This is a genomic window from Bacillus sp. C30, from assembly GCF_040838255.1.
GTDB classification, from domain to species: Bacteria; Bacillota; Bacilli; order Bacillales; family Bacillaceae_G; genus Bacillus_A; species Bacillus_A mycoides.
Map to the genome: position 1 here is coordinate 1 of NZ_JBFPJH010000371.1, position 2,983 is coordinate 2,983.

Consider the following 2,983-nt stretch of genomic DNA (forward strand, 5'->3'; position numbering starts at 1 on the left):
AAAGTTATCTTCATGAAATGTAATCGACTTTATATGGTTCTTTTCTTTTTGCATAGAATCTACTAAAATAAGTCTTTTTATTAATGACTGTTTTTGTATAGCTTGAAGTGTAGCTTCACCCCATTTTTTTAATTTAGAGATGTTTTCAATACTGATTTCTGGCGAATACGTATCCTTTTCTACAACTGCATATACTTTATCTGCCTGTATGAGAGAGTAACTTATATTACCAACCTTTAAATTTTTCTCAATCATATAACATAGTTTGCTTTCAAACGAAACAGATACAACTTCATCATTCTCTACATATGCATTCACTGAAAATATGCCAGATAGCGTTTCGATTTTGTATTGATTAGACTCTCTCTTTTTTAAATACCCGCTTTCTAGTAACATCGTTATTACTGCGACAATGCCTCCGTAATGAAGAGGAATGGATCCTTCATGATTAAAAAACAATACAGCTGCATCCACTTCATTATGAATAGAAGGAACGACAATACATCCATTTAAACCGATAAAACCACGTGGTTCATTTAATAAAAGCTTCATTTCTTCTGCTAATTCACCTGAAAATTGTTCGTTTAATTGCTCCAAACTGTAGTAGTATTTACATGGTACGTCTTTCATTACACGAAATGCCTCGCCATTTACGTGTACGTCTACTGCTGTATACATTTTTTGAATGTTCATTTTACATCCTCCGTTTCATGTTCCATCGGCGGAATTAGCAAAAAGCCTTCTTTAAGTGGATCCTTTTCATTGTAAAAAAATCTATGCATACCCATAAGCCAAGCTGATCCCGTAATTTTCGTTACTACAGCTTCAATATTTTCTACATATGTTGTATTCATAACACACCCTTTAAATAAAGAACCTACAATACTCTCATGAACAAATTCTTCATCGATATCAATTTTTTTATGAGCATATAATACAGCTAACTTCGCTGATGTTCCTGTGCCGCATGGAGATCGATCAATTCCTCCTGGCGGAACAACAACTGTGTTTTTCACATGCGCACTTTCATGAGTAGGATCTGTATAAAATTCAACATGTGTTAATCCTCTTATAAACGAATACTCTGGATGAATGATTTCAAACTTCTCATTAATTGTATTTCTAATATGAATAGCCTTATCAATGATTGTAGATGCGTTTTCTGGTACTAACTCTAAACCTACTGACTTCGCATCGATAATGGCATAAAAATTCCCTCCATACGCAATATCAGCCTCTACAGTTCCAATTTCTTCGACGTGTACAGAAATATTTTTCAGTAAAAAAGCTGGTATGTTACAGAAGGAGACTTCTTTCGCTTTCCCATCTTGAACAGAAATATCTACTTCAACTAAGCCAGCTGGTGTATCTAGCTTTAAAGAAGTAACCGGTTCAATTACTGGAATTAAACCTGATTCAACTAAAGCTGTACATACACCGATTGTATCGTGGCCACACATCGGCAAATATCCACCTGTCTCTATGTATATAACACCTATATCAGCTTCAGGATGACACGGATCTGTTAATAATGCCCCTGACATTACATCATGACCACGAGGTTCATTCATTAACAATTTCCGAATCCAGTCATACTCTCTTTTCATATGTAACATCTTCTCTGCCATCGTCTCTCCAATTAACTTAGGAAGTCCGCTAATTAATGTCCTCGTTGGATTCCCTCCTGTATGTGTATCAATCGTCGTAAAGACTCTTTGTAACCTCATCCGTTTAACACCCTTTCTGTAAAACGACTCAAACGAAGTGGTTCAATAGGAATGATTGTTTCTTTTTCATTTAATAACTCCTCAATCACTTTCCCGGTAACTGCCGCAAGACTAATTCCATCGCCTTCATGCCCTGCTGCAATAAAATAATTCGGAATATGTTCCACTCGTGAAATTATCGGCAAATGATCTTCTGTCCACGGGCGTAATCCAGCATATGAACGAATCACCATCATATCTGCCATTTTCGGATAAAAACGAATTGCTCTATTCGCAATACATTTAATAACCTCGTTATTTATCTTCGTATGAAAACCTACAAACTCTCTACTACTACCAATTAAAAAATTTTGGCTTTCTGTCGGTTCAAATACAAGTGCCACCCCATACTTTTCAGTTAAAGCATCCACTTTTCGTTTTCCACCAAATTTAGAAATTAAATAACCAAATTCCATTACTTTACGGCAGCCAACGTGTTGTTGCCTTGAAGCTACAATAATATGTCCCTTTCTCGGTTCAATTGGGATATTCACATCTAACATCTGTCCGATTTTAGGAGCCCACACACCGGCTGCGTTCACAACTTGCTTCGCAGTAAACGTTCCAATTGTTGTTTCTACAATAAAGGAACCGTCTATATCTCTTTTCACTTCTTTAACTTCTGTATGATTAAAAGCTTTTGTACCAAATTTCTTCGATTCTGCAAGAAGTGAAAAAGCAAGAAGATATGGGTTTACAGTTGAATCCGTTGCACATTCTAAACCGCCTAATAAATCATCTGCAAAAAATGGTGATTCTTCTTTTATATCTTGCCTATCAAGCATTCGAAATGGTAAACCAGCCTCTTTTTGACGATTTACCCATTGCTGCGCTGCCTCCATCTCTTCGTCTGATTCACAAACGAGAATGCTTCCTGGCGCTCTATATTCAAATGAGTGTTCCAACTCCTCACTTAATTCAGTTACTAATTTTTGACTTACTAACGACATTTGACTATCAAATCCTGGGTCTTTATCAATAGCCAAAATGTTCCCGTCACACCGTGAAGACGTTCCACTGACAAATTCCCCTTTTTCAATGATTGTTACGTCTCTTCCGTATTTTGATGTGTAATAAGCGATAGAACATCCTATAATACCACCGCCTATTATTAAAACGTCACAGTGTCTCACATAGCACCCCTCCTTTCTCCTAAATCTCTCACTTTTTATTTATGCAATTGGTGTGCCAACTCTACATACAGAACTATTTATATG

At 36.4% G+C, this 2,983-nt stretch carries 3 protein-coding genes; all 3 read right to left on the reverse strand.

Annotated features, from left to right (window positions below; genetic code table 11):
• Positions 1-693 (reverse strand): proline racemase family protein (locus tag AB3X49_RS20385; protein WP_367964376.1); only part of this gene is annotated, 693 nt, incomplete at its 3' end.
• Positions 690-1,727, reverse strand: a complete 1,038-nt coding sequence (locus tag AB3X49_RS20390; RefSeq protein WP_002185651.1) for a proline racemase family protein — start codon at positions 1,725-1,727, stop codon at positions 690-692. The genes AB3X49_RS20390 and AB3X49_RS20385, both read right to left, overlap by 4 nt.
• Positions 1,724-2,899: an NAD(P)/FAD-dependent oxidoreductase gene (locus tag AB3X49_RS20395; RefSeq protein ID WP_002185649.1), complete on the reverse strand. Its 1,176-nt coding sequence runs from the start codon at positions 2,897-2,899 to the stop codon at positions 1,724-1,726. Before AB3X49_RS20395 ends, AB3X49_RS20390 begins: the two co-directional genes overlap by 4 nt.
• Positions 2,900-2,983 lie beyond the last annotated feature (84 nt).

Excerpts from the sequence above, each read along its gene's own strand:
- AB3X49_RS20390 (WP_002185651.1), bottom strand. The coding sequence starts at position 1,727 with ATGAGGTTACAAAGAGTCTTTACGACGATTGATACACATACAGGAGGG.